The sequence below is a fragment of the Roseovarius sp. JB2-10 genome (assembly GCF_055693585.1).
In genome coordinates, this window is sequence record NZ_CM146337.1 from 2223512 (window position 1) to 2250187 (window position 26676).

Annotated in this window: 22 protein-coding genes, 1 tRNA gene and 2 pseudogenes; 9 read left to right on the forward strand and 16 right to left on the reverse strand. The window is 56.7% G+C overall.

The window, feature by feature from the left end:
- Positions 1–29 precede the first annotated feature (29 nt).
- The 16 genes and pseudogenes from ACZ1HJ_RS11190 to ACZ1HJ_RS11265 all read right to left on the reverse strand — a co-directional run bounded on the left by ACZ1HJ_RS11190 (position 30) and on the right by ACZ1HJ_RS11265 (position 19526).
- Positions 30–1241 (reverse strand): DegT/DnrJ/EryC1/StrS family aminotransferase, encoded by a 1212-nt coding sequence (locus ACZ1HJ_RS11190; protein ID WP_472718747.1) that lies wholly within the window; start codon positions 1239–1241, stop codon positions 30–32.
- A 162-nt stretch (positions 1242–1403) separates the two neighbouring features.
- A complete protein-coding gene (locus tag ACZ1HJ_RS11195) occupies positions 1404–2708 on the reverse strand; it encodes an NAD(P)/FAD-dependent oxidoreductase (protein WP_472718748.1) in 1305 nt (434 codons plus the stop codon).
- A gap of 13 nt (positions 2709–2721) precedes the next feature.
- Entirely contained in the window at positions 2722–4083 is a 1362-nt protein-coding gene (locus tag ACZ1HJ_RS11200) for a glutamine synthetase family protein (RefSeq protein ID WP_472718749.1), read from the reverse strand.
- 3 nt (positions 4084–4086) lie between these two features.
- A complete protein-coding gene (locus ACZ1HJ_RS11205) occupies positions 4087–4767 on the reverse strand; it encodes a type 1 glutamine amidotransferase (RefSeq protein ID WP_472718750.1) in 681 nt (226 codons plus the stop codon).
- Between the two features lie 57 nt (positions 4768–4824).
- Positions 4825–6141, reverse strand: a complete 1317-nt coding sequence (locus ACZ1HJ_RS11210; RefSeq protein ID WP_472718751.1) for a glutamine synthetase family protein — start codon at positions 6139–6141, stop codon at positions 4825–4827.
- A 96-nt stretch (positions 6142–6237) separates the two neighbouring features.
- On the reverse strand, positions 6238–8034 hold the full coding sequence (locus ACZ1HJ_RS11215; RefSeq protein WP_472718752.1) for an ABC transporter transmembrane domain-containing protein: 1797 nt from the start codon (positions 8032–8034) through the stop codon (positions 6238–6240).
- A 99-nt stretch (positions 8035–8133) separates the two neighbouring features.
- Positions 8134–8207 (reverse strand) — tRNA-Gly (locus ACZ1HJ_RS11220).
- A 356-nt stretch (positions 8208–8563) separates the two neighbouring features.
- Positions 8564–9190, reverse strand: coding sequence for a ferric reductase-like transmembrane domain-containing protein (locus ACZ1HJ_RS11225; protein ID WP_472718753.1), 627 nt, complete (start codon positions 9188–9190; stop codon positions 8564–8566).
- 4 nt (positions 9191–9194) lie between these two features.
- Complete coding sequence (locus ACZ1HJ_RS11230) at positions 9195–9683, reverse strand: twin-arginine translocation pathway signal (protein ID WP_472718754.1); 489 nt, start codon at positions 9681–9683, stop codon at positions 9195–9197.
- A 336-nt stretch (positions 9684–10019) separates the two neighbouring features.
- Positions 10020–12386 (reverse strand): hypothetical protein, encoded by a 2367-nt coding sequence (locus tag ACZ1HJ_RS11235; RefSeq protein ID WP_472718755.1) that lies wholly within the window; start codon positions 12384–12386, stop codon positions 10020–10022.
- Positions 12387–12852: 466 nt separating this feature from the next.
- Positions 12853–13565 (reverse strand): annotated as a pseudogene (urtE, locus tag ACZ1HJ_RS11240) (urea ABC transporter ATP-binding subunit UrtE).
- A complete protein-coding gene (gene urtD / locus ACZ1HJ_RS11245) occupies positions 13555–14295 on the reverse strand; it encodes an urea ABC transporter ATP-binding protein UrtD (protein ID WP_472718756.1) in 741 nt (246 codons plus the stop codon). The pseudogene urtE and the gene urtD overlap by 11 nt, the downstream one beginning before the upstream one ends.
- Positions 14292–15548 (reverse strand): urea ABC transporter permease subunit UrtC, encoded by a 1257-nt coding sequence (urtC, locus tag ACZ1HJ_RS11250; protein WP_472718757.1) that lies wholly within the window; start codon positions 15546–15548, stop codon positions 14292–14294. The genes urtD and urtC overlap by 4 nt, the downstream gene beginning before the upstream one ends.
- A gap of 3 nt (positions 15549–15551) precedes the next feature.
- Positions 15552–17507 (reverse strand): urea ABC transporter permease subunit UrtB, encoded by a 1956-nt coding sequence (gene urtB / locus ACZ1HJ_RS11255; RefSeq protein ID WP_472718758.1) that lies wholly within the window; start codon positions 17505–17507, stop codon positions 15552–15554.
- 72 nt (positions 17508–17579) lie between these two features.
- Positions 17580–18841, reverse strand: a pseudogene (gene urtA, locus ACZ1HJ_RS11260) (urea ABC transporter substrate-binding protein).
- A 298-nt stretch (positions 18842–19139) separates the two neighbouring features.
- Complete coding sequence (locus tag ACZ1HJ_RS11265; protein ID WP_472718759.1) at positions 19140–19526, reverse strand: hypothetical protein; 387 nt, start codon at positions 19524–19526, stop codon at positions 19140–19142.
- Between the two features lie 291 nt (positions 19527–19817).
- Between ACZ1HJ_RS11265 and ACZ1HJ_RS11270 the strand changes: the two genes are divergently transcribed.
- From ACZ1HJ_RS11270 to gap, 9 genes are all read left to right on the forward strand, one after another.
- Complete coding sequence (locus ACZ1HJ_RS11270) at positions 19818–20606, forward strand: urease accessory protein UreD (protein ID WP_472718760.1); 789 nt, start codon at positions 19818–19820, stop codon at positions 20604–20606.
- Between the two features lie 3 nt (positions 20607–20609).
- A complete protein-coding gene (locus tag ACZ1HJ_RS11275) occupies positions 20610–20912 on the forward strand; it encodes an urease subunit gamma (protein WP_472718761.1) in 303 nt (100 codons plus the stop codon).
- Positions 20913–20922: 10 nt separating this feature from the next.
- Entirely contained in the window at positions 20923–21072 is a 150-nt protein-coding gene (locus ACZ1HJ_RS11280; protein WP_472718762.1) for a peptidase M23, read from the forward strand.
- Positions 21069–21374 carry an urease subunit beta gene (locus tag ACZ1HJ_RS11285; protein WP_472718763.1) on the forward strand — a complete coding sequence of 102 codons (306 nt, stop codon included), beginning with the start codon at positions 21069–21071 and terminating at the stop codon, positions 21372–21374. The genes ACZ1HJ_RS11280 and ACZ1HJ_RS11285 overlap by 4 nt, the downstream gene beginning before the upstream one ends.
- A complete protein-coding gene (gene ureC / locus ACZ1HJ_RS11290) occupies positions 21375–23135 on the forward strand; it encodes an urease subunit alpha (protein ID WP_472718764.1) in 1761 nt (586 codons plus the stop codon). It begins immediately after the preceding gene.
- A gap of 8 nt (positions 23136–23143) precedes the next feature.
- Complete coding sequence (locus ACZ1HJ_RS11295; RefSeq protein ID WP_472718765.1) at positions 23144–23617, forward strand: urease accessory protein UreE; 474 nt, start codon at positions 23144–23146, stop codon at positions 23615–23617.
- Positions 23607–24254: an urease accessory protein UreF gene (locus ACZ1HJ_RS11300; protein ID WP_472718766.1), complete on the forward strand. Its 648-nt coding sequence runs from the start codon at positions 23607–23609 to the stop codon at positions 24252–24254. Before ACZ1HJ_RS11295 ends, ACZ1HJ_RS11300 begins: the two co-directional genes overlap by 11 nt.
- Entirely contained in the window at positions 24251–24889 is a 639-nt protein-coding gene (gene ureG, locus ACZ1HJ_RS11305; RefSeq protein ID WP_472718767.1) for an urease accessory protein UreG, read from the forward strand. The genes ACZ1HJ_RS11300 and ureG overlap by 4 nt, the downstream gene beginning before the upstream one ends.
- 736 nt (positions 24890–25625) lie before the next feature.
- Positions 25626–26657 carry a type I glyceraldehyde-3-phosphate dehydrogenase gene (gene gap / locus ACZ1HJ_RS11310; RefSeq protein WP_472718768.1) on the forward strand — a complete coding sequence of 344 codons (1032 nt, stop codon included), beginning with the start codon at positions 25626–25628 and terminating at the stop codon, positions 26655–26657.
- The last annotated feature ends 19 nt before the right edge of the window (positions 26658–26676 follow it).

The following is a 26676-nucleotide window of genomic DNA, read 5'->3' on the forward strand; positions in this document are numbered from 1 at the left end:
GGTAAATGGTCCGCTTCAACCTATTTCAATCAAGTGCCGTAGGCGCGGGCGGGTGCCATCACATCGTTAACCGCATTGACAATAGTGTCGGCGATCACGTCCAATTCTGGTGTGGTCAATCGGGCGGGCAGGCGCGTGTCGCAGGCCTTGATCAGCATGGCTCGGGTTTGCGGAAGTTCAGGAGCCTCACAGGGCAAGAAGTTCCAGTTCCAGAAAGCACGTGCATTGTCCTGGCTCAGGCCAAAGACCTGAACTTTGATACCGGCCGCGGCCGTGGCATCCGCAAAGGCACGCGTTTCCTCGGCATTCAGACCGACCAGATTGAATTGGATAGAATCCGGCGCACGCTCTTCATTCTCAAGCTTTTCAGGTACTTGCAGCCAGGAAGACATGTTGAGACGCGCCGCGACATAGTCATGATTTCTGCGCCCGTCACGCACACGTCGGGGTACTTCCGCCAATTGCGGGCGGATAATGGCGGCCGACAGATTTCCCAGCCGAAGGTTGTAGAGTGGCAGTTGGTTCTGCATTTTTGCAAATGCTGAGTCCAATTTGGGGTCATCGCCTGCGATATGCTTGGACCAGTTATGCTCGTACGCGCCGGACATGATGACAGCGCTGGCGATAAGGTCGGCGTCATCGGTGATCATGATGCCGCCTTCACCGGCATTCACCAGCTTGTAGGACTGAAAACTGAAACATCCAACCCGTCCGATGGTGCCGATGTTACGACCGTTCCATGTTGTGCCAAGCGAATGTGCGGCATCTTCGATCACCGGCACTCCGCGTGCATGGCAAAGGGCCATGATTTCATCCATATCCGAGGTGTGACCGCGCATATGGCTGATGATGACGGCGCTGATCGTGTCATCCAGTTTGGCCTCAAAGTCACCGATATCAATCCGGTAATTGTCAGCGACTTCGCACAGGACCGGGATGCAATCGGCATGCACAACCGATGACGGCACAGCAGCGAAGGTGAAAGCCGGGATCAGGACACGGGCATCGCGGGGTAGGCCAAGCGCCTTGAGCGACAAAAAGAGTGCCGCCGAGCAAGATGAAACAGCCAGCGCGTATTTGCTTCCCATCATCTGTGCAAACTCGTGCTCCAGAAGCGTCACCGGCGCATTTTCCGGCGCGGTATAGCGAAAGAGGTCGCCAGATTGCAGCATCCGGTCAATCTCGGCACGGGCGGCGTCGGGGATGGGTTCGGCGTCATAAACATTCGGAGCAAGTGTCATAGTTTCGGATTTCCTGAATGTGGCTTTCGGTTTTTCTAAAACAAATTAATGTGTCAGGAAAGATAAAGTTTTGTGACAGCTCTCGATCGGCAGAAATTCTGCCTGCCTGCCTGCCTGACTGACTGTTGGAATTACGATTGTAAAAGAGTGGGCTGTGAGCGTTCAGACACCCAGTTTGTCGCGCGTCGCGTACCAGGTCATGGCCAGCGCCAGCAGGGGAGAGCGCATGAGCGTGCCGCCGGGGAAGGACGGCGTTGGTATGCGCGACATGGTGTCAAACCCGTCGGTTTGCCCGGCGATGGCCAATGCCATCAACTGACCGGCATGGGTCGCTGTGCCAACGCCATGGCCGGAATACCCCGATGCGGTCAGGATATTGGGCGCCAACCGGGCCAGGTAGGGCATGCGTTTCATGGTGATGCCCAAAGTGCCGCCCCAGGCATAGTCAATCTCGACATCGGCTAGATGCGGGAAAATCTTGCTCATTGGTTTGCGGACGGTCGCCCCGATGTCCGCCGGGAAGCGATAGCCATAGCTTTCGCCACCGCCAAACAGCAGCCGGTTGTCGTGGCTCAGCCGGAAATAGTTGACCACGAATTTGGTGTCCGCCACGGCAATGTCCCGCGTCAGGACACGCGCGGCCTCTTCGCCCAAGGGTTTGGTGGCGGCAATGAAATTATTGATGGGCATCACCCGGGCCGCGACTTTGCGATCCAGCCCGCCCAGATACCCGTTGCAGGCCAGGATCACATGGTCCGCCTCAACCTGCCCGTGGTTGGTACGCACCACGGTTTTTGGGCCGGGCTTGATATCATGCACCTCCGACATTTCGTGGATACGAACGCCCGCCGTGGCCGCGGTGCGCGCAAGACCCAAGGCGTAGGCCAGCGGGTGCAAGTGACCCGCCCCCATATCCAACGTGCCGCCCATGTAAGCAGGCGAGGGGCAAATGGCCTGCATCGCATCATGGTCGAGCGTTTCGATTTGGGCGTAGTCGTAGCGCGATTGCAGGTGTTCGGCATACGCATGCTCTTCGTCAACTTCGCGTGTGGATAGACAGGCATGCGCGATCCCAGACTTAAGGTAACACTTGATTTTATGTTTTGAGACCAACGATTTAACGAGGGTTTTCGCATCCTCTGCCAGTGCCCAAAGTTTCCTCGCATCCTCGGCTCCCACCAAGCGTTCAAGGCTTTCCTGATCCTGACGCTGTCCACTGCCAAGTTGCCCGCCATTGCGACCAGAGGCACCAAATCCGACGCGGTGTGCATCGAGTAAAACCACGTCCCGCCCGGCGTCGGCCAGGTGCAGCGCGGCGGATAGGCCCGTGTACCCCGCACCGACGATGCAGACATCAGCCTTTGTCCGGCCTTTCAGGCGTCCGAACGGCTCTAACGGGCGCGCCGTGGCGGCGTACCAGCTGTCGGGATAAGTGCCCGGACGGTCATTGGCATAAAGCAGGTTCATCAGGTCACGATGCTCAAACGTTCATCAGCAGGTGCTCGCGCTCCCACGGGCTGATCACCTGCAAGAACTCATCATATTCGGCGCGCTTCACGATAGAATAAACCCGTGCAAACTCAGGGCCCAGAATGTCATGCAGGGCCGTGTTGGCATCAAAAAGATCAAGCGCGTCACCCAACACCTGCGGGATTTCGGACGTGCCCGCATAGGCATCACCTTTGAACTGCTTGTCGGGCCGCGTTTCGTTCATGATCCCCAGCAATCCGCAGGCTAGCGAGGCCGCGATGGCCAGATAGGGATTGCAATCCATCCCGGCCAGCCGGTTTTCAACGCGTCGCGCCTTGGGGCTGGAGAGCGGCACACGAATGCCGGTGGTGCGGTTATCGCGCGCCCAGGCCAGATTGATCGGCGCGGAATTGTCTTTGACATAGCGGCGATAGGAATTCACATAAGGTGCCTGCACGGCGATGGCCGAGGGCATATGAGTCTGTAACCCACCGATGAAGTGATAGAACGCGTCGGTTTCACCCCCCTGCGGGCCGACAAAGATGTTCTCGCCGGTCTCAAAATCCAGAATCGAATGGTGGATATGCATGGCGGATCCGGGCTCTTCGGCGATGGGTTTGGCCATGAAGGTGGCAAAGGCATTGTGGCGCAATGCGGCTTCGCGAATGAGGCGTTTGAAATAGAAAACCTCATCCGCCAGTTTGATCGGGTCGCCATGCAAAAGGTTAATCTCAAGCTGGCCCGCGCCGCCTTCCTGGGTGATGCCGTCAATCTCAAACCCTTGATGCTCGGCAAAATCGTAGATGTCGTCGATCACGGGGCCAAATTCATCGACCGCAGTCATGGAATAGGCCTGTCGCGCGGCAGCAGGGCGGCCTGAGCGGCCCATCATGGGTTTGATTTCATGCGCGGGGTCAATGTTGGGGGCGACGATGAAAAATTCCATCTCCGGGGCGACAACAGCCTTGAGGCCACGTTTCGCATAAAGATCAACCACCCGGCGCAGCACATTGCGGGGGCTGAACGGGATGGGGTTACCATCGCGATCTTCGGCATCGTGGATCACCTGCAATGTCCAGTCGCCCGTCCATGGCGCTGCGGTTGCCGTGGTGAAGTCAGGCCGCAGGATCATGTCTTTTTCGATGAAACCTTCGTTTTCATCTGCTGCTTCGCCCCAACCGCCGGTGATGGTTTGAAAGAAGATTGAATCCGGCAGGTGGAAAAAGGCCTGCTTGGCAAACTTGCTGGCAGGTACGGCCTTGCCGCGCGCGATGCCGGGCAGATCGGATACGATGCATTCCACCTCGTCCAGCCGCCGCCCCTCCAGATAGGTCTTGGCCGCATCGGGCAGGTTCATTTTCCAGTCGGCCATGTCTCAGGCTCCTTGCTTGAAGAATTCGGCCACACGGGTGGCGATTTTGTCGCTGTCGATGGGCGCGTCCAGCTTGGTGGCTGCCTCATCAATCAACGCGTCGGGCACAACGCCGCGCCCGCGCGTGTCCAGCAATTGGCCGACCATCCGCGAGGTGAATTCGGGATGCGGCTGGATGGTGTAAATGCGGTTGTCGTAGACCAGCGCCGCATTCTCGCAGAAGTCTGATGAGCCGATCACCGTGGCGCCGGGCGGCAGTTCCGTCACCTGATCCTGGTGCCATGCATTGATCGCCATGTCTTGACCTTCGATGTCGTAGGTCGTGCGCCCGACAGACCAGCCGCCTTTGAACTTTTCAACCGTGCCGCCCAAGGCCTGGGCAATGATCTGATGGCCAAAGCAAACCCCCACCAGAGGCCTGCCAACGGCATAGATATCGCGGATCAATTGCTCCAGCGGCGGGATCCACTCATGATCCTCATACGCACCATGCTTTGATCCGGTAATCAGCCAGCCATCGGCCGCTTCCGGGCCGTCCGGAAATTCATTGTCGACAACGTTGAAGCCTTCGAATTCAAACCCGTGACCGCGCAGCATATGGGCAAAAACCGCGTCGTAATCGCCGCCGTAATCCGCGGTAAATTCAGGAATGGCGTGGCCAGTAACAAGGATACCGATTTTCATTCTTGGTCTCGTAAAGTGATCGTGGCTTGGGCGCGATACGGCCCGATTGCAGAGAGGTTAAACAGTTTCAAGATAGGTCTTCCAGTGATCCGCTTCGGGTATTTCGGCCATCAGACGGGCTTCCTGGCGCTTGGTCATCAGCAGATTTGCAATGATCTCGGGCGGGAAAATTCGGGCGATCATGGCGTCGGTTTCAAACAGATCGATCGCCGAGCGCCAATCAGAGGCCAGTTGCGGCAGGTCCTGCTCATAGGCATTGCCACTGAGCGGTTCAGGGGGCGTCAACTCGTCTTCGATGCCTGAAATGGCCGCGCCCAGAATGGCGGCGAATGTCAGGTAGGGCGTGATATCACCACCGGCGACCCGGTGTTCGATACGTCGCGCGGCGGGCGGCCCGCCGGGGATGCGAATGGCCGCAGTCCGGTTTTCATAGGCCCAACCGGCACCGGTGGGTGCATGGGCGTCCGGCACCAAGCGTGTGTAGCTATTGGCATGAGGGGCAAAGATCAGGGTCGAGCCGGGCATGGCGGCCACGCATCCGGCCACGGCGGCGCGCATCACGTTCGTGCCGACTTCCGTGCCATCATCAAAAACGTTCCTGCCGTTGGCATCCAGAACCGAGAAATGCAGGTGCATCCCGTTTCCAGAATCCTCAGCAAATGGTTTGGCCATGAAGGTCGCGGCAAACCCGTGCTGCCGCGCGACCCCCTTGATGAGCGATTTGAAGGCCCATGTGTCATCCGCTGCACGCAGGGCGTTTTGGTGGTTCAATGTGATCTCGAACTGGCCGATTCCGGCTTCGCTGGTGGTGGTTTGGGCCGGGATGCCCATTTGCTGGCAGCCGTCATAGAGCGCGCTCAGAAACGGATCGAACGCGTCCATCTGCGCCAGTGACAAGACACCGGGGGCGGTCAATCTGCGGCCGCTGCGCGGATCACGTACCGTGTTGAGGGCGTCGCCGCTGTCATCTACCAGCGTGAATTCGAGTTCGGTTGCCGCGATCACCTGCCAGCCGCGGGCCGCATAGCGATCCAGAACGGCCATCAACGCATGGCGCGGGTCGCCCATGAACTGCGCGCCGTCATCGTGATACATCATCATCGGCACCAAAGGTTGATCGACCGCAAGCCAGGGCAGGGGCATCGGACCTCTGTCCGTGGGCATCAAGATCCCGTCGGCATCACCAGAGGCAAACACCAATGGGCTGTCCTCAATATCCGCGCCAAAGATGTCCACATTCAATGCCGAAAGGGGCATGCGCACCGCGCCCTTCGAAAGTTTGGCGGCATAATCCGCAGGCACGCGTTTTCCCCGCATACGGCCATTCAGGTCGCAGGCCGCGACGCGAAACGTTTGATATGTGCTGAGGTCCATCAGGGGTTACCCATCGGTTTTTCCGAGAGAATACTGAGTTTGACAGAACTTGCCAACATAATTTGATCAAATTATTTGGCGGCAATTTTTGACGCTTCAGGCGGCGTGACCATCGGTGAATTGCAGCCGGGCCAGCCGGGCGTAAAGGCCCCCTTCGGCCACCAGCGCATCGTGACTGCCTTGCGCCACGATGCGACCCTGATCCAGTACGATAATCCGGTCGGCCTTTTTGACGGTGGCCAACCGGTGCGCCACGATGATCGTCGTGCGGGATTGGGCCATGGCGTCAACGGCTCCCTGCACGGCGCGCTCGCTTTCCGCATCCAGCGCGGACGTGGCTTCGTCCAGCAAAAGCACCGGCGCATCGCGCAAAATCGCGCGTGCGATGGCAATCCGCTGCCGCTGACCGCCCGAAAGCATCACACCGCGTTCTCCCAGATAACTGTCGTACCCATCGGGCAGTGCGGTCACAAACTCATGTGCTGCGGCGGCACGTGCGGCTTCTTCGACCTCCGCATCGGTGGCGTCCAGCCGGCCAAAGCGGATGTTATCACGCGCGGAGGCGGCAAAAATCACCGGGTCCTGTGGGACCAGCGCCAGCGCCTGCCGGAAATCCGAGCGTGCCATTTCAGACAGGTCCAGCCCATCCAGTGTCACCCGGCCCGCATCGGGGTCATAAAATCGCTGTATCAACTGAATGATTGTGGTCTTGCCTGCACCGGACGGCCCGACAAGTGCAACGGTTTCCCCCGGCTTGATATGCAGGTCCAGCGCGTCGAGCGCTGGCGTATCAGGGCGTGACGGGTAGGTAAAATTCACGTTCTCAAACCGAATGTCACCTTGCACCGGACGCGGCAATGCAACCGGGGCGGCCGGATCCAGAACCTGATCCGTGGCGTTCAGCAATTCGACAAGACGTTCGGTGGCGCCGGCTGCGCGCTGCAATTCGCCCCATATCTCCGAAAGTGCTGCAACCGCGCCCGCAACCATGATGGAGTAAATCAGGAATTGAACAAGGGTGCCCGGGCTCATGCCACCCGCGCGCACATCACGCGCCCCGATCCACAGCACACAGACAACGCCGGTAAAGACCAGGAAAATCACGATCACGGTCATCCAGGCGCGGGTCGTGACGCGTTTGCGTGCCGCGGCATAGCTATGCTCGGTGACCTCACCAAACGCATCGCGGCTGGCGTTTTCGTGGGTGAAGGCCTGCACCGTTTGAACGCTAAGCAGCGCTTCGGAGGCATTGCCGGAACTCGCGGCAATCCAATCCTGGTTTTCCCGGCTCAGAACGCGCAGCCGCCGACCCAATGTAAGGATCGGTACAATGATCAATGGAACGATCAACAAAACCATCGCGGTGAGTTTTGCGGAGGTGAAAAGCATCAGGATCAAACCACCCGCGAAGATCAGCAGGTTGCGCAGGGCGATGGAAACGGAGGATCCGATCACACTGAGGATCAGTGTGGTGTCAGTGGTAATCCGGCTGAGCACTTCACCGGTCATCAGCCGTTCGAAGAACGCAGGGCTGAGCCCGATGACCCGGCCAAAAACGGCTTTGCGGATATCTGCCACAACACGCTCCCCAAGGCGCGTCACCAGCATGTATCGCAGCCCGGTGCCGATCGCGAGAAGCGCTGCGACACCAAGTGCAGCCGTGAAATAAAGGTCAAGAATTGCGCCGTCTTCAACGCCGAAATTATCCACCACCCGGCGCACTGCCATCGGCAAAACAAGTGACACGCTGGCCGTCAGTACAAGGGCCAGAACCGCACATCCCAGCAGGATTTTATAGGGGGACAAAAACGGCCAAAGATGCGCCAAAGCACCCACACGCTTCGACGTTTCCCGGTCCATTTGATCCGCCCCCTCGGACGATCTGCGCACCATCAGCTTCCCTTCGTTCCTCGAAAAAGTGTTTGGCGATGACACGCAGAAGGGTCAAGTGCCAGATCGCCGCGCCAGGCTGAATTTTCGAGGATGTTGGGGTGGAGCGGGCGGCGGGAATCGAACCCGCGTCATTAGCTTGGAAGGCTAAGGTCTTACCACTACACAACGCCCGCTCAACAGAAATATCACCTATTTGATCGCTATTGGGACGTCAAGTGTATGAACAAATTCGGTTGCATTGAAATACCGCTTCAGAGTTAATGTCCGACCCATGGCGGAGATTTAGGATATGGATAACTCGCCAAACCCTATTCCCGAGACCGGTTACTGACCAACGTCGCAGCATTTTGACTCGACGAGTGAGCTACCCTTTAGACCACCTCGTGTCTTTCCGGGAATCTGTGTGATCGCTTTCATGCGCTAAATCCCGAAATTTCCGTTTGGAAGGGCGTTAACCGTTATCACGTCGATCATATGGGACAACACATGTGCCTTTCGAGGATCGCGCTAAGTGTCATCGATTTGGCTTTCATCTCTGTCGGCGCTCTCGGACCACCCAAACCTTGAGATCGACATACACCTTCGCGGTCACTGCAATCACAAGCATGCACAACGCCACCTTTGAGACCGTCTCCATCGTACCTTCGATCAGCACGGCATGGACAACGCTACAAGCCACCGCTGTCGCCGCCAGTGTCGTGTGGCCCAGACGCCAGATGCGCCATCGCAAACGCAATCGCCTACGGAATCCTGCCAGAACGGCAGCCGCTATGATGGCCCACATGGCAACAACACCCCAAGCTGAAAAGTATGTCGGCGAGACAAAGAGAAGAGCGTCGATCACGTCTGGCGGGCTGGTGATCCACAGGGACACAACATGGATCACCACCGCCAATACCAGAGTCATCCCTATCCAGCGATGTGTGCGCTTCCCGCGTTGAAAGGGAAGGCCGGGCAAGTATCCTGCTGCCAGCAGGGGTTGGACGACCATAAGACACAACCCGATGATGCCCGCAAAACCAGCCGCGATGTAGATAGGGTCCCGCCAAGCAAGCAGTGGGCTTTGTGCTGCAACAACGACGGGTAGTACCAAGGCTGTCGAAAGAGCAGCCCATATCAATGATCTGCGGGCCCAAACCTTTGTTTTTGGACCCACCCTGTCACACCGGTTGTAGGACGAAATGGGCGCTAAGGCTGGTATCTGTCGCGCTCGGCATCACCGGCCGCAGGAAGACGGTTTCGAACTCACCGCTATCGTAGGCGAGATGGCCGTGAGGTTGGCCAAAGGCCGGCACGATCCGTGGCATTTCAAGTCGGAATTTTCCGTTCTCGTCAGTAAGCGTGGCGCCGTGACTATGGGGATCACGCTCATGCCCTTCGGTCGTATGTGCCCAAATCTGGATGCGTTGTCCTGCAAGCGGTGTGCCATCACCAGCGCGTCGCACGGTCCCCGTCATCCAGAAGCCGCCTCCCCCGATCCGATCCACGATTGGCGCTCCGGGAAGGTAGTTGTTGGACCCACCTCGCATTGAAGGTGTTGGAGCGACAGTTTCCGCTCGAGCGGGAACAGCGGCTGAAGCGAAACCAGTCGCCAAAGCGGCGCCCGCAACGGACAGGACAGTGCGGCGGTTGAGCAATACGAATGTCATGTTGATCTCTCCTTTCGGTCGTGGCGACTTTTTCAAACTCGAGTGAGTCGGGTTGAAGATGCTCAACAGTATAGTGCGATTGTGAAGGATTCCGAATTGACGAACGGGAGCTTTTTATTTGCGTAGCCAGCGGCCTAGAGCGGACGCTCGTCATGACCCAGCCATGTTGTGTTGCAGGCAGTGGAACCGACCGTTCGTGCCTTTTGCAGCATTTACGATTAGCGATGCGCCAGAAAAAATGCCCTGTCATATCGCCTTCAAGTGTGCAGTTCACGCTGACGTCGGACACTACGATGGATCGAAGCTCGGAGCAGTTTGGTGGTTGCCGGCCGGTCTTTATTGTTTGCACACTGTGAACTCGGACATACATTCACTGATGCATTGGAGCTTGGTCAGAGTGCCGGGCTTGAGCATGGCCAGAGCGTTGCCCTGCAACTCTTCGATTTCTTCGAGTGACTTGCACGAACAATCGCAGGTCGACACTTCGTCTTGCACAGTGGCCCTGACCGTGGGCGCAACCGTAGGAAACCCTTTTTCCGGTACAGATTTGAGGTCCGGAAGTGGTGTGAGACGTACAGGCTCGCCAAAGACAGTCTGGTGGTAACGGTCGATATCGTGCCGCACTCCCGGGGTTATAATATCCCTTGGCTTGTTCGCCGCAAAATACCGCCACCCACCGCCAAGAGTCACATCGATATCCAATGTCTCAAATACCGGGCATCCATTGATACAATCCATGAAATCGCCGGTTTTGCTACTGCAAAGTGGGGTTCTTACGCGCATGTGCAAAGCGGCGTCATCGGACCGCGTGATCGTTAGTGCTTTCTGATCTTCTGCACCCGCACATAACATGTTGAGGACGGGCGGTTCGCTATCATTTGTCGACCGTCTTTCTATAACAGCATGAAAATCACCCGTCCGACCGAAATCAATAATTTCCAAGGGTAAAAGGGTGTATTTGTAGTCTGGCTGTCTTTCGTCTTTTGGTTCCCGAATGCGCTGTTCAAAGTTGATTTTCTGAACGTTTGCGGACGCTATGGCATGTGGATCAAGGCTACCCTTGCGGGTATCATCGCGTACAAAGGACAAAGGCGCCATGTTCATTGGGTAAATCCCGGACAATGCACCGCCATTTCCGATGCCATAAAGCAGATCACGTTTGGGTGTTTTCAGATCCGGTATTGACCCTGTCTCAAGGCCGCTTGGGACGCGGAAACCCGTTTTGCCGGACTCGGTAATTGATTTCACAGAAAAATGCACCGTTGCTTCTTCAACCGTTTCCGTTTCGGACGGTGTGCCGGGTTTCACGTTCGCCAGTACAAATGTCTGCTGCAATGTACCGCCGTCCAGTTGTCGTGGTTCAAATCGCCAAGACTTCGCCGTCTTGGTTTTTTCGTCACCCTCCCATTTTCCAACCTTACCGAAGTAGAGACACTTAAACTCCCCACGCTTTACGCCCTTGGCGGCGTCGTAGCAGGTGTCCAAACGCCCACCGCCTTGAAAAGCTGGCACCTCTTCAAAGGCCATTCCAAGGTTGAGCTGATCCGCCTGACCTTCATTCTGGGTGTGCACTTCGACAGAGAGTTCCACCTCGTTGGGAAACCCCGATAGCGTGATTTCAAAACACCTCGCAGCGACCGGATAGAGCAGGTTTGATGGCTTTCCCTCGACTTTCTTTATTTCGAAGGAATGGGTTTGGGTCGTCGGGTTCAGCTCTTGCTTGTGACATCCGCCAAATGCGGTTGAAAGCCAGTCCTCTTTGTTTGCGGAATACTTCGAGACAGGCCAGGACGCGAATTCAGTGACAAACTCGGCAAACGCATAATGAAAATCGCCATGATATTGAGACACGAAGCGCGCAACCCAGTCGAGCCAGACACCATGTCTGGAAAACGCATTTGCACTCGCAATATCTTCTCCCGACAACGGGTTGGAGTAGTGTGTCAATTCGGCCTTGGTCAGGGGCTTATGGTTCATCAGAAGTGTCAGCGCCTCAAGCCGTTTCAGGCTATATTCCTTGGTGCCGGCCCCCTTTATGCGCTCCATCATATGGCGCCAAAATGCGCTGACATTATAGTCCAGATACCCTTTCAATTCGGCGTATTTATCAAACCGGTATGGGCATAGATTTTCGTCGGTATAGCACTGTCTCCAGTTGGCCGTGTTTTCGTGCAATGAAACATAGTAGGGCCGAAGACCGACGATGTTTTTGTAATCTTCAAACAGTTCAATTGGCCGCTTGGGTTTGCCGTTATCTCTTTCGTGCAGGAACATGGCCGCAGCATCCGCGGTGCCCTCCATAATCCAATCGCTGGGCGTAGTGCACTGTCGGCCATCTTTTCCTGTCTTAGTCCAGGGGTGTTCGTACTGTACCGCGTGAAACAACTCGTGTTTTGCAAAAATCGCTTTCGTTTCATCAGGCGTAACCGCCTCTGCACCGTCGCCAATACGGACTGAAAGAACGATATAATCTCTTGATACCAGCATGCATCTTTTGGAGAAGAACTCGCCGGGGTTCATCTTAATCTGACTTTGCCTGCTGACGACGAAAATGCCAGCCTTGCCAGCCACGTTCGGTTCCAGCTTCGGCGCTAGCATCTGCGCTGTCAGGTAATCCTGCAGCGCCTTTTTCATGGCTGTTGCAAAGACATCTGGCGAGGTCTTTTGAATGACGCTGGAATAGTCTTGCCACGTTCCGGTCATGGGGGGCGGACTGGCCACAGTTATCGTCACAAAATCTTTGGTGACGTTCTCTGCCGCACCATCACTCGCGCCGCCACACACTGACAAAAGAGCGACCAGCAGCGCTATAATGCAGGTTTTAAGCCTTGAAAAATGCGACATATACAATTTTGTATTCTAAGAGAATTTGAATGAGGATATCAAAATTCGACTGAAAAACAAAGTGCACTAACCCTCTAACGTATGAAATGGTCATTCGAATCCAACGATACGATTTATTGCATGTGGTTCACTTTAGTTGCTTCGAATGCCCCATACTGGAAAGTTGGCATCGGCCCAAAGCAACCATTCACATCTAACTAATTTGCTGCACTGCAGCTTTCCCAAAGCAGACATTCGCTTTCGGCAATCAGACGTGAAGCAAAGCTGTGGTCTTTACCTCTGGAAAGACTGCTGCCCCAATTGAGGCAAATAGCGCTCAGTCGTGTTACGAGTCGAGCGCAACAGCTCTTAATAGATCGTCCCGTTCGGTTTGCGCTTTTGTTGCGCAATACCTTGGCTTTCCCCGTTCCAAAACTACAAACTCATCGCCGAGTTCGAATGCAAAATCGAAATATTGTTCGACCAAAATAATCGCAATATCGCCGGATAGTTTGAGACTTTCGATCACTGCGCCAATCTGCTTGATGATATTGGGTTGGATGCCTTCGGTCGGTTCATCCAACAATAGAAGTTTTGGCCGCGTCACCAACGCCCGCGCGATGGCCAATTGCTGTTGTTGTCCTCCTGATAGATCCCCACCTCGGCGCCCCAAAAATCCCGCAGGATCGGGAAAAGATCAAAGATCTCATCTGGCACTTTGCGGTCCGCTTTGGGCAGAGTGGCAAACCCTGTTTCAAGGTTCTCTTTGACCGTCAGATAGGGAAAGATATCGCGCCCCTGGGGTACGTAAGCCACACCCTTACGCGCCAGTAGCTGAGCACTTGCTTTGCCGATGACTTCTCCGTCCAGGACGTATTGGCCACCACTCCGCGGATGCGTGCCGGAAATGGCCTTGAGCAGGCTGGTCTTGCCCACGCCATTGGTGCCCATGACGCAGGTCACCGCGCCCTTTTGCGCTTCGATATCAACACCATAAAGGATCTGGCTCCCGCCGTAATGCAGTGTCAGGTCCGAGATTTCCAGGGTTTTAGCGGCCAAGATACACCTCGATCACCTTCTCGTTCGACGTCACATGCTCGATCGAGCCTTCGGCCAGAACCGACCCTTCGTGCAGAACAGTGACCTTGCATCCAAGGCGGCGGACGAACTCCATGTCATGTTCGACAACAACCACAGCCCGCGTTTTGGCAGCTTCGACCAATATGTCGGTTGTATGTTCGCGTTCCGACGGCGTCATACCCGCGGCCGGTTCATCGACCAAAAGCAGTTTTGGGTCCTGTGCCAGCAGCATCCCGATTTCTAGCCATTGCTTTTGCCCGTGGCTCAATTCTCCCGCCTTACGGGTCAGCACACCTGAAAGGCCGATTTCATCCGCTAGCTGCGCGGTACGGTCGTGATCGGCCTGGCTAGGTCGGAACCGCAGTACAGACCAGGGGCTGCGGTCCTTTTTGAGCGCGAGCATCAGGTTATCTGCCACGCTTTGATCTTCGAAAACGGTCGGGCGCTGAAACTTGCGGCCAATGCCTGCCTGGGCAATGTGGCTTTCGTTCATCGACAATAGGGATTGCGACTTTTCCCCCCAAAGGACTGAGCCCTCGTCCGGCTTAGTTTTGCCGGTAACAATGTCCATGAACGTGGTCTTGCCTGCGCCATTGGGGCCAATCACCGCGCGCATTTCTGCCGGGCCGATCTGGAAGGACAGGTTGTTGATGGCCTTGAACCCATCGAATGAGACAGAAACGCCTGACACTTCGAGAAGCTGGCTCATTTCTCGGCCTCCTTTTCCCGCAGTGACCCGGCATCAGGTCCAAGGTCGGCGCCGTGGCGGATCGGATTGCGCAGGTTGGCAAGGCGGTCAAAGAGCCCGCCAATGCCGCGCGGGGCGAAAAGCGTGACGCAGACAAAAGACAGGCCCAAAAGAACCGTCCACCAATCCACCCATTGGATCGTGTAGCCGCCCAGGTGGATGTCCGGGGCTTGCCCGCCTGTGAACCACGTAGACAGAAGTGACACAAAGGCTGCGCCGATAACGGCGCCATAAAGCCGTCCACGACCGCCAATCGCGACCCATACGGCGAGGTAAATCGACGCAATCGGCGCAAGCTCTGCCGGGTTCACAATCCCGGCTTGTGGGTAATAGAGGGCGCCCGCAATGCCCGCGATCACGGCGGTGAAGGTGAAAATAAACAGCTTGTAAGCCTCGACCGAGTAGCCAAGGAACCGTACGCGCGCTTCGTCATCGCGGATCGCTCTTATGACCGAGCCGAACTTGCCGGACACCATCCAGGTGCACAGCAGATAGGTACCGCCCAGGGCCGCGGCTGAGGCCCAGAAAAACCACATCGACACTGTAGATTGCTGCACTGCATCCAGCCCGGGCAAATTCTGCAAGCCCGAGAGGCCATTGTTGCCGCGCAATCCGCTGTCATTTTGAAAAAGGTACAGCGAGAGAGCGAGCGTGCCCGCTTGCGTCAGGATCGAGAGGTAGACGCCCGTCACCCGGCTGCGAAACGCCAACCAGCCGAAGATCAGTGCCAGCAGGCCGGGAACCAGGACCACGGCGGCTAGTTGCAACGGCAGAGAATGGGCAAAGGCCCAAATCGGCGGGAATTCTGATGCGCCGACAACGCCGAAAATCTGCGTGGCGATCCCATCAGTGATCTCTTGCGGTGTCGGCGGTAACGGCGCTGAGGCTAGGCTTTGCACGACGATGATTTCGGTGCGCGCATACATGAGCCACATGCCGATTGCGTAGCCGCCGATTCCGAAAAACGCCATATGCCCAAGGCTGAGAATGCCAGTGTAGCCCCAGACCAGATCCATCGCCAAGGCGACCAGGCAAAGGCAGAGCGTCTTGCCCAACGTCTTGACGAAGCTGGTTGAGATGACGCCTATGCCAAAGCCTTCGGCCAGCACCGTGACGCCGATGGTAAAGAGCCCCAGCAGGCCGATGAAGATCACCACAGACGGGTTTCGCATAATCAGCGGGCGGCGGGGCGGGTTCAGCGTGAGATCAGCCATGCATCATGCCTCGGCTGCGCGGCCCTTGAGCGCGATGATACCGCGCGGCCGGAACTGGATGAAGAGGATGATGAAGAGGATCATATAGGTCTGCGCTGCGAGCGTGTTGGACGGGTTGAACCATTCAATGCTCTTTTGCAGCACGCCCACCAGTGACGCGCCCAGAAGCGTACCCCAGATGTTGCCCACGCCCCCCACGACCACGGTCATGAAGGACTGCACGATGTAGTCTGTGCCCATCTCGGACGTGACTTTTGCGTAGAGTCCGATGGCAACGCCGGCAATGCCAGCAATGCCGGATCCAAACCCGAAGGTCAGCATGTTGATCTTGTCGGGATTGATGCCCATGGACGCCGCCATGCGCGGGTTCTGCGTGACCGCACGCACCTCAAGTCCCAGACGGGTTCGGTTCATCACAAAGAGGAAAAGCACAAGGAACAGCAAAGCCAGCACGAAGATCGCGATACGGATATAGCTGATCGCGATCACGTCATTGACGATCCAGGACCCATCCAGCCAATCAGGCGCGGTCAATGGGCGGGCCTGCGTGCCAAAGATGTTCTTGGCCAGTTGCTGCAGTGCGATCGATACGCCAAACGTGGCCAGCAGCGTTTCAAGCGGGCGATTATAAAGCCAGCGGATCACCAGCCGCTCCATCGCCACGCCCGCGCTGAAGGTGACCGCAAAGGCCAGTGGAATGGCCAGCAGGATCGACAGCGTATGGTCAGGTACAAAGAGCTGCACGACATAGCCCGTATACGCGCCCATCATGATGAACTCGCCATGTGCCATGTTGATAACGCCCATGACGCCAAAGGTGATCGCCAGCCCGATGGCCGCCAGAAAGTAGATCGACGCAAGCGACAGCGCATCCAGCGCGAGATCGGCCGTCTGGTTCAGCACAAGCTTGGCTTCGATGTTCTTCAAGGCTTGTTCGGCCGCAAGGGCCACCGGTAAAGGCGCGCCGGTAAAGCTTTGGAAAAAGACGAATTCTGACAGGGATTGCGCGATGTCTGCATCCCCGATCACGGGTGGTACGCGCCCCTCGCGAGCCAATTCAGCATAGGCCGCAAGGCGGGCTTGATCCGTGTCTAGCGAGGCCACCTGAATACCTGCCACAGTGGAGCCCTCAATATTTTCGACCAGCGCGTTGCGTATTGCGTCAGAACTCACCCGGGCAGGAGCAAGGGCCTTGGCCACCAGCATGTCATAGGCTTCGTCGCGCGACAAAAGATCATCACCCGGTGTGATGACACGCGCATCTTCGGGCGCATATTCTGCTACGTCGATTTTGGTGGCCGACAGCGGGTTGAGAACGGCGCGCAAATCAACACCCAGGTCGCCATCAAAATGCGCAATGGCATCAATACGCGCGTCCACATTCTTGTCGAACTGGATGGTCAACAGCCGTTCCAACCGCGCGGTCCGGGTCTGGAGTTTGGGCATGTCTTCGCTGTCCATTGCTGAGCGTAGGGCTGCCAGATGAGACGCATCAGGATCGCGTTCAATGGCCTTGAGCGCCTCCAGCCGAGCAATCGGGTTCGGATCGGACAATTGGAATTGTACAAGCGCGGCGGAAATCAGTCCGCGTATACCGGAATTTGGTTTGAGCTGCTTATAAGCTTTGGCTTCAGCCAGACCAAATTCACCGCCACCTGCCACATCAAACAGCTTGATCATTTTGTCTGGTGCCTTTTCGGCGAAGACAAAAAAACCAGTCTCCTTGTTGACCCACATCTCTTTGTCGCGCCAGCGCTCCAGAACGATCTGTGCATCCGGCAGGGTCGACGTCGCGAGAGCATCAATTGCGGGTTGTATCGTTTTGCGCGATGATTTCGTGATGACCTCGCCATGTGTCTGCAAAAGCTGCTGGATCGGGGAGTTTTGTTGCTGTGCCTGTACAGGAACGGCGATCAGGCAAACAAGACACGCAAGGCAGAGCCTGAGAGCTGATAGCATCGACATAATCCTTTGGGGCGGAGGTCAGGCAAAGGTGCGGAGGTTCCCCCCGCACCGGAATTTGGTGTCAGATCAGTAGTTCGATTTGATCTGAACGCAGGACTCGGTTTCGGTATTGTACATACCGCAGCCCAGTTCAGCCCAGTCGGATTTCAGCACTGCCGATTCCGGTAGGTAATCTGTCCAGGCGTCGCCTGGCACCTCCTCGGTCTGACTGATGATGTCGAACTGACCGTCCTCCTGGATTTCACCGATCAGGACCGGCTTGGCCAGGTGGTGGTTTGGCAACATGACCGCGGTTCCACCAGTCAGGTTCGGGAATTCCTGGCCATACATAGCAGTGCGCACGGCATCGACTTCTGTCGTGCCTGCTTCAGTCGCGGCGTTCACCCACATGTTGAAGCCAATGTAATGCGCTTCCATCGGGTCGTTGGTCACGCGTTCTTCACCCATCCGGGCTTTCCACGCCTCAACCCATGCCTCGTTGGCTTCGGATTCTGCAGACTGGAAATAGTTCCACGCGGCCAGATGGCCCACGAGGCTCGATGTATCGAGACCAGCAAGCTCCTCTTCACCTACCGAGAATGCCACAACGGGAATGTCATCGGCGCTGACACCAGCAGCTGCGAGTTCCTTGTAGAAACCCACATTGGCATCACCGTTGATCGTGGAAATCACGCCCACCTTCTTGCCATCAGACCCAAGCGCCACGACATCGCCCACGATCTTGGACCAATCGGAATGGCCGAAAGGCGTGTAGTTCACAAAGATGTCGTCCGCTGCAATCCCCTTGGATTGCAGATAGGATTCAAGGATGTTGTTGGTTGTTCGAGGATAAACATAGTCGGTCCCGAGTAGTGCGAATTTCTCAACACCAAGCTCATCCAGGAAATAATCCGTTGCCGGGATGGCCTGCTGGTTGGGCGCGGCACCGGTGTAGAACACGTTCTTGGAGCTTTCTTCGCCCTCATACTGCACCGGATAGAAGAGCAACCCATCGAGTTCCTCGATCACCGGAAGAACGGATTTGCGACTGACGCTGGTCCAGTTGCCAAAAATCACGTCAACCTCGTGCACTGTCAGCAATTCGCGTGCTTTTTCAGCAAAAGCGGCCAATCCGAGGCCGGGTCGACCACGACGGCCTCGAGTTGGCATCCCAAAACGCCGCCTTTTTCGTTCTGCTGTTCCACCAGCATTTCCATCGTATCTTTGAGTGTGGTTTCCGAAATCGCCATCGTGCCGGAGAGAGAATGCAGCACGCCCACCTTGATCGGGCAGTCTTGTGCCAGGGTCGGCAAAGCAGATGAGAGCAGCAAGCCAGCAGCAACGCCCATGACAGATTTATACATTGATCGTCCTTTCCTGTCGGCGAGGGTCTTGCGCTGCGCGTCAGGCGCGCTCATATCAAACCCACGCAATTTAGTTGCGATGTGCGGTGGTGTATTGGTTCCTAGGCCGGCACCATCGCACAACATCGAAGGGAAACACCTTCGAGGTTGTTGAGTAGCAAACCCACCGGAAATGCCGAGTCCTAGCCCCGACCAATCCCCAGAATCCGGGGACTGCGCCCAATTTTTGGGCCGAATGCCTCAGGGCGATCATAATTTAGACGAAAGCCGTCAGGGTGGAGGATCAGCTTTCCAACAGCAAACTGGCGCAACGGTCCTTATAGTAACGCGACTGCTGCCGCGCCCAGCTCATCCGGGTTGGATCGGTGCCGAAATCCGCAATGGTCAAAAGCCGCGCCTGGGCGATTTTGGCGTCGATCCGATGGGCCAGAATTTCGCGTCCGGACCCGACAGGCATAATGGCTTCCAGAATTGCAATGAAGTTTTCGCGCTGCACCTTCAGTGTCTCGCTACGATCATTCTGCATCAACCATGCGTGCTCCAGCTCTGCTGAAAAACGCCCAGCACATCCTGCAATCGTGGTTGCCAGATCGGCCGTATCAGCCTGTGCATCCGAAACCAGGAAACCCGCGAAAAACACCGCAGACGCAATAGTTTTCAAACCGCTCATTTCTTGAGCTTTGCACCCAAAAAAGAGCCGAACAAGCGGGCAAAATGGAAAAGTCACGTTCTGACCCTTGTTTACAACAGGTTGCGCGAATGCGGCGTCAGCGCTGTCCGGAACTTTCCGAATTTACGCGGTTACGCTGTATAAATTTTCGGCGTTTGCCTGAAAAGTCGTCAATCGGCCTTGCCTTTCTCTTGCATCCCTCAATCCCCCAGAAACACTTAGGCCGTTACGACAGGAGCCAGTGTCATTTACGATCAAGTAGCAGAAGACACTATTGATGCATGCGTTCAGGTGCCTCGCGCCCTGGGCCATGGGTTTGTGTCCGCCCATCAGGTCGCCAATGGCAGTCGCCTGCGAGATCTGCGCATGTCGGGTTGTCTGAAACTTCTGTTTTCCCGCGCAAGAGATCGTGTTGAGACCGTAATGTTGAACACCTCGGGTGGCCTGACAAGTGGCGACCGTATCACTCTGGAAGCTCAGGCGCTGGACGCTGCCCATCTGTCCCTGACAACGCAAGCTGCAGAACGCGCATATCGCGCCGAAGATGATGTCGCGCACGTCACGACGAATTTGAAAGTCGGCGATGCGGCAACGCTGTTCTGGCTGCCGCAAGAACTTATTCTGTTTGACGGTGCACGGCTTTCGCGTCGATTGACGTGTGTGGTTGAACCCTCATCGCGTGCACTTTTGGTCGAACCGATCGTGTTTGGCCGTACGGCGATGGGGGAGACACTGCAATATGTGGATTTCCGGGACGAAATCTTGGTCACATCCGGCGGCAAACCAATCTTTCGGGACGTGGTCCATGTTCTTGGCGATGCAGATGCACATTTTGCACACCAAGTTACCGCAGCGGGCGCAGGTGCGATGGTGACGATCCTCCTTGTGACACCGGACGCGGAGGCGCAACTGACACGGGTGCGCGAGTTGCTGCCCGAAACAGCGGGTGCGTCACTCTTGAAGACTGGTGTTTTGGTCGTTCGCGCACTGTCCAAGGACAGCCTGGAGATGCGCCGCTTTCTTGTTCCGCTGCTGGACCATCTAACTCAACACACGCTGCCCGCTTGCTGGAGGCTATAAGGCATGAACCTGACCCCACGGGAAAAAGACAAATTGCTTGTGGCCATGGCTGCCGAGGTCGCACGAAAGCGCCTGTCTCGCGGCGTCAAGTTGAACCACCCCGAGGCGATTGCTCTGATCACCGATGCGGTGGTCGAAGGCGCGCGCGACGGCCGGTCGGTTGCCGACATGATGCAGGCCGGCGCGCAAGTCATCACCCGCGATCAATGCATGCCAGGCGTGCCTGAAATGATCCACGAGGTGCAGGTCGAGGCCACGTTTCCCGATGGCACCAAACTTGTCACCGTTCATGAACCCATCCGCTAAGGAGACCACAATGAAATACGTCCTTCCTGCAGTTCTGTTTGCCACACCTGCCTTGGCCCACCCCGGCGCGCATGTGCATCCGCATGGCGGTGACATCTGGCTTGTCGCGGCGCTGGTGCTGGTCGTCGGAACGGTCCTGGCCGTGAAGCTGCGCAAATGATCCCTGGTGAGTTCTTTCCCGCCGAGGGTTTGCTGGAACTGAATCCGGGTCGCCAGGCGGTAGTGCTTGAAGTGGCCAATACCGGTGACCGGCCGGTTCAGGTGGGCAGTCATTATCACTTTGCGGAAAGCAATCCGGCGCTGGATTTTGACCGCGAGACGGCCCGTGGTCACAGGCTGGATATCGCGGCGGGAACGGCGGTGCGGTTTGAGCCCGGACAGCGGCGCGAGGTGCAACTGATCCCGATCTCGGGCGGGCGGCGCATTTTCGGGTTCAATCAGAAAGTGATGGGGGATCTCTAGGTGCCAGCGACGATAAAACGTGCGGACTATGCCGCCATGTTTGGCCCCACCACGGGCGACAAGGTGCGGTTGGCCGATACGGACCTCATCATCGAGGTGGAGCGTGACCTGACCGCGCTCCGCGTCGGTGCTGCCATCAGTGGTGGCTCAGGCGGAAACGCGGCTACCTACGGCGAAGAAGTGAAATTTGGCGGTGGCAAGGTGATCAGGGACGGAATGGGCCAATCTCAGGTTAGCCGTGCCGATGGGGCTGTGGACACGGTCATCACTAATGCGCTGATCTTGGACTACACGGGCATCTACAAGGCAGACGTGGGCCTCAGGGATGGGCAAATTTATAAGATCGGCAAGGCGGGCAATCCGGATACGCAGCCGGGCGTGGACATCATCATCGGTCCCGGGACCGAAGCCATCGCAGGCGAGGGACGGATCCTGACCGCGGGCGGGTTCGACAGCCACATCCATTTCATTTGTCCGCAACAGATCGAAGATGCGCTGCATTCCGGGCTGACCACGATGCTGGGCGGCGGCACGGGACCCGCCCATGGCACGCTGGCCACGACCTGCACGCCTGGGCCCTGGCACATAGGGCGCATGTTGCAGGCGGCGGATGCTTTTCCGATGAACCTGGCCTTTGCTGGCAAGGGCAATGCCTCACTGCCTGGCGCGCTTGAAGAACAGGTCAAGGCTGGGGCGTGTGCGCTTAAACTGCACGAAGACTGGGGCACGACACCTGCCGCCATCGATTGTTGCCTCAGTGTTGCCGATGACATGGACGTTCAGGTCATGATCCATACCGACACGCTTAACGAAAGTGGCTTTGTCGAAAACACCGTGGCCGCAATGAAAGGGAGAACAATCCACGCCTTCCACACCGAAGGCGCAGGTGGCGGGCACGCGCCGGATATCATCAAGATCTGCGGAGAAGAGCACGTGTTGCCTTCGTCCACGAACCCAACGCGCCCATTTACAGTGAACACGATCGAAGAGCATCTGGACATGCTTATGGTCTGTCACCACCTTGACAAGTCGATCCCCGAGGACATCGCCTTTGCCGAAAGCCGTATCCGGCGCGAGACTATTGCGGCCGAGGATATCCTGCACGACATGGGCGCGTTTTCGATCATCGCTTCGGACAGTCAGGCGATGGGTCGGGTGGGTGAGGTCATCATTCGCACTTGGCAGACCGCGGACAAGATGAAGAAACAGCGTGGACGACTATCCGAAGAAACTGGTGAGAATGACAATCTGCGCGTTCGTCGCTACGTGGCCAAATACACAATCAACCCGGCCATTGCGCACGGTCTGTCGCCCCACATCGGAAGCATAGAAGAAGGCAAACGCGCCGACTTATGCCTCTGGAATCCGGCGTTTTTCGGCGTGAAGCCCGAAATGGTTCTGATTGGCGGCACGATTGTCTGCGCCCAGATGGGCGACCCCAATGCGTCCATCCCGACACCACAACCGGTTTATTCTCGGCCCATGTTCGGGGCCTATGGGAGAAGCGTGGAACGCTCGGCCGTGTCTTTCGTTTCAGCGGCTGCGCAAGAGTTGGGTATTGGTGACCAACTCGGCCTCGCCAAATCGACCCTTGCGGTCGAAAACACCCGGAAAATCGGCAAGAAAGACCTGCAGCTGAACGATGCAACCCCCCAGGTCGAGGTCAATCCCGAAACCTACGAAGTGCGCGCGGACGGTGAATTGCTGACCTGCCAACCTGCTGAAGTGCTGCCCATGGCGCAGCGATATTTTCTGTTTTGAGGAGTCCCATGACGCAGCATCCCATATGTTTAACTGTCCTGCGCCGCGGCCATTGGTCTGGCGCAGCTGATATTTGCCAGCTTGATTACGAACAACGGTTCCTGCGCCGCAAGGTGATCGAAGCTGTTTCCGGAAAACAGTTCGTGGTGAACCTGCGCCAGACAACTTCGGTTGACGACGGCGACGCCTTCGAGCTTGACGGCGGCGGCCTGGTAGCCATTGAGGCTGCACCCGAACCGCTCTTACAGGTCACTGGCATGAACCTTGCCCGGTTGGCCTGGCATATCGGGAACCGGCACACGCCCTGTCAGATCAACGGGACTAATCTGCTGATCCAGCGCGATCCTGTCATAGCGCATATGCTGGATCATCTCGGCGCGGATGTCGAAAAAATCGTGGCACCCTTCACGCCCGAAGGTGGCGCGTATGGCCACGGGCGCACCCACAGCCACGAACATGGAGCGACTGCCCATGCCCACTGACATCCACCTGATGACGCTGATGCAATGGCTGTCCCCGGGCTTTCCGGTCAGCGCATTTGCCTATTCCCACGGTCTTGAGATGGCCATTGCCGACGGTCACGTGAGCGACGCCGAAAGCCTGCGCGACTGGTTAGATGGCCTCTTGACGCATGGCACTGGTCGCACAGATGCAATCTGGATCAGGCTGGGCCATGCAGCGGTGGATGACGATGAACTTTGCGATCTGAACACCCATGCGCGCGCTTTTTTACCCACTTTCGAACGCCTGGTCGAAGCGGAAAAACAAGGGCTGGCCTTTGTGAAAACCGTCAATGCCGTCTGGAAATACGATCTGCCGGATTTGTTGCTGCCATTGGCGATTGGTGCAGCGGCGCGCAGGCGGGACATCGATGTAGATCTTGTCACTCCGCTGTACCTGCAGAGTTTTACCGCAAATCTGATCGCTGTGGCGCAACGCCTGATGCCACTGGGGCAAACGGAAGGGCAAAGGCTGTTGTCGAGCCTTCACCCCACCAGCATCAGTGTGTCCCGTGCCAGCGCGGGTCAACGGACTGAGAACATTTCCAGCACGGCATTTATGTCTGACATCATGGCGATGCGTCACGAAACCCTTCAACCAAGGATTTTTCATTCATGACACAGATCAATGGCCCGGTCCGCGTTGGTATCGGGGGACCTGTCGGTGCAGGAAAAACCACCCTGACCGCCCGCCTTGCGTCTGAACTGAAAGACACGTTCTCATTGGGTGTTATAACGAATGACATCTACACCCAGGAAGACGCTGAAGCGTTGATGAGGATGCAGATCTTGCCCGCTGATCGCGTGATTGGTGTTGAAACGGGAGGCTGCCCACACACGGCCATTCGCGAGGACGCGTCGATCAATCTGGCAGCTGTGTCAGAAATGCAAAACCGCCATCAAGATCTGGACCTGATCCTAATCGAAAGCGGCGGCGATAACTTGTCGGCCACGTTCAGTCCGGAACTCGCCGATGTGACCATCTATGTCATCGACGTGGCCGCGGGAGAAGAAATTCCACGCAAGGGTGGCCCGGCGATAACGCGCTCAGATATTTTGGTGATAAACAAGACCGATTTGGCGCCCCATGTCGGGGCATCTTTGGAGGTCATGGAACGTGACGCGACCCATATTCGTGTCGGTCGGCCCTTCTTCTTCACGTGCCTAAAATCACGCGGGGGTCTGGAAAGCGTTATCGAGAAACTCTTGGCAGTGTCAGGTTTGAGATCAGATCAACAGCTTTTGAAAAGTTAACATATCGAGAAAAACTGTTTCGACCAAAGTCAGGCGGTCGCAATACCTCAAGTTCATGCACCGGCCAGGCGAGAACAATGTATTAATTATTTACCACCTGATGATATTCGGCCCGGAGCTGCCATTCGACGCCCGTCAAATTTCTCCAGCTGTTTCTCGAAAGCTGACATTGGATCACGGTGCAGCATTTCGGATACATGAGTAACCGCAAAACGGACTTCACCGTCGTTGCCCATTGGGGTGTGCTGACGCAGCATCCGCTCGCAAGTGCGGCACGCTCGCCGCTTCGTTGCAGTCGATACCTTCGGACAAGTTATTCACGACCATTTTGAAGCTCAATATTCTCTCCGCCGTTTCGCCGCAGTCAGCTTCGAAAATCGAGGAGCGGAAACAGGGTGCAGCTCAAAGTCCCCGAAACTCATTTTGGAAGTGGCACATAGAAACTGGGCTGGAAAGTGTTTTGCCCCAATTGTCCGAGATGATTCAACTACGCAAAGCCGATCTGCGCGTGCTGTCACTTGATGCCTTGCGAAAGGCCATGGCGCATGACACCAGGGCCGCCGCCGTTACTGTCGCCGTTACTGTTGTCCGCGCCAGGGGCAATCCTCACTAGGCAGGAGAACTCTAAAATGGCCCATCTGAATGACACGGTATTCCCTTATGGGAGCAAATATGTTAGCGCTACCATATAATTGCTGACTGGCGCATGTTGCGGCGCTGCAAAGGAGAAAATGACATGACAACCAGAATTGCCATCAACGGTTTTGGAAGGATCGGCCGGGGCGTGCTGCGTGCCCTGATAGAAAATGAGGTAGGCGATGTCGAGGTCGTGGCCATCAACGATCTGTCGTCCCCCGAGACCATCGCGCACCTGCTGAAATACGACAGTGTGCATGGGCGGCTCAAGACACGTGTTGGGGTTGAGGATGGCGATCTTGTTGTCGGCAGGCAGCGCATCCGCCTAACGTCGATCCGCAATCCTGCGGACCTGCCCTGGGACCACGTGGATATCGCCTATGAGTGCACGGGCCTTTTCACCGATCGTGACAAGGCGGCTCTGCATTTGGAAAACGGCTCCAAACGTGTCTTGATCTCAGCACCAGGGAAGGATGCAGATCGCACCATTGTCTATGGTGTCAACCACATGGATATGACGGCCGATGACGTAATCGTCTCCAATGCCTCCTGCACCACCAATTGCCTTGCACCGGTGGCGATGGTGCTTGACCGTGAATTTGGCATCAAGACCGGCTACATGACAACGATCCATTCCTTTACCGGAGATCAACCCAGCCACGACGCCAGCCACGCGGACCTTTACCGCGCCCGTGCGGCATCGCTGTCGATGGTGCCTACGTCAACCGGCGCTGCGCGCGCTATTTCGCTCGTGCTGCCTCGGCTCAAAGGAAAGCTGGAAGGCTCTGCGGTGCGCGTACCCACCCCCAATGTCTCGCTGGTTGATCTCAGCTTCATGCCCCAGAACCCGGCCACTCGCGACGAGATCAACGCGGCAATCCGGGATGCGGCGTCAGCCGAGCTTGCGGGCATTCTTGCTTATGAGGAGGACCCGCTTGTCTCAGTCGATTTCAACCATGATCCGCATTCGTCCTGTTTTGCCGCCGCTCAGACATCGGTGACCGAAGACGGGCTGGTGCGCATCATTAGCTGGTATGACAACGAATGGGGCTTTTCCAACCGGATGGTCGACACTGGCCGCCGGATCGGTGAACTGCTTCAAAAAGCGACCCCTTTGAAAATCGCCTGCTAAGATCACGGTCTCGCACGTC

Excerpts from the sequence above, each read along its gene's own strand:
- ACZ1HJ_RS11205 (WP_472718750.1), bottom strand. The coding sequence starts at position 4,767 with ATGAAAATCGGTATCCTTGTTACTGGCCACGCCATTCCTGAATTTACC.
- ACZ1HJ_RS11235 (WP_472718755.1), bottom strand. The coding sequence starts at position 12,386 with ATGACCGGAACGTGGCAAGACTATTCCAGCGTCATTCAAAAGACCTCG.
- gap (WP_472718768.1), top strand. The coding sequence starts at position 25,626 with ATGACAACCAGAATTGCCATCAACGGTTTTGGAAGGATCGGCCGGGGC.
- ACZ1HJ_RS11295 (WP_472718765.1), top strand. The coding sequence starts at position 23,144 with ATGACGCAGCATCCCATATGTTTAACTGTCCTGCGCCGCGGCCATTGG.
- ACZ1HJ_RS11280 (WP_472718762.1), top strand. The coding sequence starts at position 20,923 with ATGAAATACGTCCTTCCTGCAGTTCTGTTTGCCACACCTGCCTTGGCC.
- ACZ1HJ_RS11215 (WP_472718752.1), bottom strand. The coding sequence starts at position 8,034 with ATGGTGCGCAGATCGTCCGAGGGGGCGGATCAAATGGACCGGGAAACG.
- ACZ1HJ_RS11275 (WP_472718761.1), top strand. The coding sequence starts at position 20,610 with ATGAACCTGACCCCACGGGAAAAAGACAAATTGCTTGTGGCCATGGCT.
- ACZ1HJ_RS11230 (WP_472718754.1), bottom strand. The coding sequence starts at position 9,683 with ATGACATTCGTATTGCTCAACCGCCGCACTGTCCTGTCCGTTGCGGGC.
- ACZ1HJ_RS11210 (WP_472718751.1), bottom strand. The coding sequence starts at position 6,141 with ATGGACCTCAGCACATATCAAACGTTTCGCGTCGCGGCCTGCGACCTG.
- ACZ1HJ_RS11300 (WP_472718766.1), top strand. The coding sequence starts at position 23,607 with ATGCCCACTGACATCCACCTGATGACGCTGATGCAATGGCTGTCCCCG.
- ACZ1HJ_RS11265 (WP_472718759.1), bottom strand. The coding sequence starts at position 19,526 with ATGAGCGGTTTGAAAACTATTGCGTCTGCGGTGTTTTTCGCGGGTTTC.
- ureG (WP_472718767.1), top strand. The coding sequence starts at position 24,251 with ATGACACAGATCAATGGCCCGGTCCGCGTTGGTATCGGGGGACCTGTC.
- ACZ1HJ_RS11285 (WP_472718763.1), top strand. The coding sequence starts at position 21,069 with ATGATCCCTGGTGAGTTCTTTCCCGCCGAGGGTTTGCTGGAACTGAAT.
- ACZ1HJ_RS11195 (WP_472718748.1), bottom strand. The coding sequence starts at position 2,708 with ATGAACCTGCTTTATGCCAATGACCGTCCGGGCACTTATCCCGACAGC.
- urtB (WP_472718758.1), bottom strand. The coding sequence starts at position 17,507 with ATGCTATCAGCTCTCAGGCTCTGCCTTGCGTGTCTTGTTTGCCTGATC.
- urtC (WP_472718757.1), bottom strand. The coding sequence starts at position 15,548 with ATGGCTGATCTCACGCTGAACCCGCCCCGCCGCCCGCTGATTATGCGA.
- ACZ1HJ_RS11200 (WP_472718749.1), bottom strand. The coding sequence starts at position 4,083 with ATGGCCGACTGGAAAATGAACCTGCCCGATGCGGCCAAGACCTATCTG.
- ACZ1HJ_RS11190 (WP_472718747.1), bottom strand. The coding sequence starts at position 1,241 with ATGACACTTGCTCCGAATGTTTATGACGCCGAACCCATCCCCGACGCC.
- urtD (WP_472718756.1), bottom strand. The coding sequence starts at position 14,295 with ATGAGCCAGCTTCTCGAAGTGTCAGGCGTTTCTGTCTCATTCGATGGG.